The sequence below is a fragment of the Cellulomonas sp. ACRRI genome (assembly GCF_022346185.1).
GTDB lineage: Bacteria > Actinomycetota > Actinomycetes > Actinomycetales > Cellulomonadaceae > Cellulomonas.
Map to the genome: position 1 here is coordinate 1 of NZ_JAKRMS010000206.1, position 3934 is coordinate 3934.

At 74.3% G+C, this 3934-nt stretch carries 4 protein-coding genes; all 4 read left to right on the forward strand.

All coding sequences use genetic code 11. From position 1 onward, the window contains the following. Positions 1–291 precede the first annotated feature (291 nt). Positions 292–2196 carry a bifunctional diguanylate cyclase/phosphodiesterase gene (locus MHY85_RS20340; RefSeq protein WP_239200124.1) on the forward strand — a complete coding sequence of 635 codons (1905 nt, stop codon included), beginning with the start codon at positions 292–294 and terminating at the stop codon, positions 2194–2196. Positions 2197–2279: 83 nt separating this feature from the next. Beyond that, positions 2280–2921, forward strand: a complete 642-nt coding sequence (locus tag MHY85_RS20345; RefSeq protein ID WP_239200126.1) for a hypothetical protein — start codon at positions 2280–2282, stop codon at positions 2919–2921. Between the two features lie 25 nt (positions 2922–2946). Next, positions 2947–3681: a signal peptidase I gene (locus MHY85_RS20350; RefSeq protein ID WP_239200128.1), complete on the forward strand. Its 735-nt coding sequence runs from the start codon at positions 2947–2949 to the stop codon at positions 3679–3681. Then, positions 3662–3934: hypothetical protein (locus MHY85_RS20355; protein WP_239200130.1), on the forward strand; the 273-nt coding region annotated here is incomplete at its 3' end. The genes MHY85_RS20350 and MHY85_RS20355, both read left to right, overlap by 20 nt.

The window sequence follows — 3934 nt, forward strand, 5'->3', positions numbered from 1 at the left end:
GGGGTGGGCGGGGTGGACGTTACCCCGCGGGCGTGCGCGCGCACGTGATCCGAACGGGTGGCCGGCCGTGTCGCGCGGCTTCTCACCCGGTCGACCGACGCGCCGGGCAAACCAGGAGAAACGCCGCAACGCGGATTTTCTCGCCATTTCCGGCAGCGGCACCTACCCTCGGCCCCGAGACCGGTGCGGACCCGCGCCGGCCGTGCCCTCCGAGCAGACGAGGCTGAGCTGGCTACCCCGACCCGGCGCTGGCCCCTGACCCGGTACTTCGCCGTCGTCAGTGTCGTCGCCATGCTCGCGCTCGGCGTGGCGCTCGTCTGGGTGACCGGCAACGTCATGCGGGACCAGGCGCAGCGCGACGGCATCGCGCTGGCCCGCAGCATCGAGTCGTACGCCTCCGCCTCCGTGCCCGAGGAGGCGTTCACGATCGGCGTGCTCGCGCCGGAGCAGGCCGCCGCGGTCACGGAGCAGGTCGCCGGCTTCCGCGAGCTGCGCCGGCTGCGGCTGTGGACCGTCGACTCCACCCTGCTCTACGACTCGCAGGCCGACGCCACCGGGTTCCCCGACGGCGAGCGGCTCGACGCCGCGGTGCGGCAGCGCGAGCCCGACGCCCGCGTCGTGACCGAGGTCCGGGGCGAGGAGTTCGGCGGCTCCGAGTCCACGCTGCTCGACGTCTACGTCCCGGTGCGGCACGACGGCGTCGTCGTCGGCGCGGCCGAGGTCATGCTCGACTACCAGGGGACCACCGACGCCGTCGCCAGCGCGACCCGCACCGTGACCCTCGTGGTCGTCGGCGGGCTGGTCCTGCTCTGGCTGCTGCTGTTCCGCACCGTGTGGAACGCGTCCCGCCGCCTGCAGTCCTCCGCGCTCGAGAACGCCCGCCTCGCGCTGCTCGACTCGCTCACCGGGCTGCCGAACCGCCGGATGCTCGCCGACAAGCTCGAGCGGGCCATCGCCGACTCCGAGGCGACGGGGACGACCGTCGGGCTCGCGCTGCTCGACGTCGACCGGTTCAAGGACATCAACGACTCCCTCGGCCACGACCGCGGCGACGAGCTGCTGGAGCAGGTCGCCCAGCGGCTGCGCGGCGCGCTCCGCGAGGACGACATGGTCGCGCGGCTCGGCGGCGACGAGTTCGCCATCGTGCTCACCGACGTGCGCTCGGTGGCGGACGCCGACGCCGCGGCCCGCCGGGTGCGGCAGCTGTTCGTGCCGCCGTTCATGCTCGGCGACCTCGCGCTGCACGTGGACACGTCGATCGGCGTCGCCTGCCTGCCCGACCACGCCGACGACGCGTCGTCGCTGATGCGGATGGCGGACGTCGCGATGTACACGGCCAAGACGCACCGGCTCGGCGTCTCCGTGTACTCCCCGGAGGAGGACGACTCCTCCCCCGCGCGGCTCGTGCTGCTCGGCGACCTGCACCGCGCGCTCGGCGTCGACGACGAGCTCGAGCTGCACTACCAGCCGAAGATCGACCTGCGCACCGGCCGGACCGTGGGCCTCGAGGCGCTCATGCGCTGGCGGCACCCCACCCGCGGGATGCTGCCGCCCGACCTGTTCGTGCCGCTCGCCGAGCAGTCCGGGCTCATCCACGACCTCACCCGGTACGCCCTGCGGGTGTCCGTCGCACAGCTCGCCGCCTGGCGGGCCCAGGGCGACCCCGTGCCGGTCGCCGTCAACCTCTCCGCGCACGACGTCACGTCGCACGCCGTCGTCGAGGTCATCGAGGACCTGCTCGCCCGGCACGACGTCCCGGCCGAGCTGCTGGAGGTCGAGATCACCGAGACCGCGCTGGTCAGCGACCCGTCCCGCGTGGTGCCGGTCCTGCACCGGCTCGGCGACGCCGGCGTCCGCGTGTCGATCGACGACTTCGGGATCGGCAACACCTCGATCTCCCAGCTCCGCGACCTGCCCGTGCACGGCCTGAAGATCGACCGGCTGTTCGTCTCCGACCTCGCCGCCACCGGCCGCGGGGGGTCGGAGGTCATCGTCAAGGCGATGGTCGACCTCGCGCACTCGTTCGGGCTGCAGGTGGTCGCGGAGGGCGTGGAGGACGCCACCACCGCCGAGTCGCTCCGCCGGCTGACCGTCGACCAGGCGCAGGGCTACCTGTACTCCCCCGCCGTGCCGCCGGACCGGCTGCGGCCCGAGGACCTGCCGCGTGACCCCGCCTCGCGACACGCCGTCACATGACGTCACTCGCGAATCGGGCAGATCGCCTCAAGGTGCGCGACCATACGTCCGATAGGCCCTGGTAACACCCGTTCCGATCACCCGTGAGGATGACCACCCGGATGGACGAGCTGCTCCGCGAGATGATCACGCCCCCACCGCCGCGGCGGGATCCGGCACGGCGCCGCCGGCTGGTCGCGACCGCCGGGATCCTCGGCATGGCCGCCCTCGGCATGACCTCGCTCGTCACGTCCGCGATCTTCACGGACAACGACGACGCCGGCCGCTCCGGGATCATCACGGGCTCCGTCGACGTCGAGGCCGGCGAGGACGCCGCCTTCACGCTGCCGCCCGGGAACCTCGCGCCCGGCGACGAGATCTACAGCCCCGTCACCGTGACCAACGCCGGGTCGCTCGCCCTCGTCTACGGCGTGCAGTACGCCGCCACCAGCGACGCCTCCGGCCTCGCCGGGACCCTGTCCCTCGACGTGTACGCCCTCCCGGCCGCGCAGTGCACCGCCGCGGGCGTCGACGGCGCCACCCCGATCGGGTCGTCCGGCGCCGGGCTCGCGGGCACTGCCACCGAGATCGTCCCGGTCGGCCGGTCGCTGATCTCGTCCGCCGCCGAGGACCTGTGCGTCCGCGTGTCGGTCCCGGACACCATCGGCAACGAGTTCCAGAACGCCAGCGCCGACCTGCAGCTGACGTTCGCGGCCGAGCAGGACCCCACCGACCCGCACCGCTGACCCCGTCGGAGGCGCTGAGACGCAGATGACCACGAGGCCGGCTCCCACGGTCGAGCGCCGGGCACCCCACCCGGAGCGACCGCGGCACGCCACCGTGCAGTCCCGCGGCCGCCGCGCGCTGCGCACGGCGCTGTGGACGGTCATCGTCGTGTGCGGGCTCGCCTACGCCACCTCGCTCGCGGTCCCGCTGTGGTTCCAGGCCAACGGGCAGCGGCTGCTCATCGTCACCTCCGGCTCCATGTCCGGCCCCGAGCAGGGCTCGTTCGACGCCGGTGACGCCGTCGTCATGCGGCGGATCGACGACCCGTCCCAGCTGCGCGTCGGGCAGGTCGCCACGTTCTGGCCCGCCGGCGGCGACCAGCTGGTGACCCACCGGATCGTCGCGCTGCGCAACCTGCCCGTACTCCAGCAGGACGTGGCGACCGGTCGCATGGTGCAGGCGTACGACCCCGAGACCGGCGACGCGCTGACCCGGCCGTACATCTACACCAAGGGCGACGCCAACGCCCGGCCCGACCCGAACGCCACCCCGCTGAGCCAGGTGCGCGGCATCATCCTCGACGTGTACCCGCGCTGGGGCTGGGTGCTCGACTGGGCCGGGTCCGCCCAGGGCCGGGCCGTGATGCTCGTGCCGCCGCTCGCGGCGCTGGCGACGCTCGAGGTGCTGTCCCTGCTCGACGACCGGCGGGCACGCCGGGCCGCCGGCGAACGCCGGCCCTCCGCACGCGACCGGCACGACGATGCGCTCCTGCTCGGCTGACCGCCGCGTCCCGGCGCGCGGCGGCGCGGCGGGCGGCGCCGAGGCTCCGGACGCGTCGTCCGCGGCGGCGGGCGAAGCCCCGGCGCTCGGCCGCTGGGGCCGCCTCGTCCTGGCGACCCTGCTGGTCGGCGCGGCGCTCATCGGCCCGGCGGCGGGCTTCGCCTCGGCGAAGTTCGGGGACACGGCGACGGTGAGCATCACGATCACGATCACCCCGACCGACGGCGCCGCCCCGACCTCCGCCCCCTCGGAC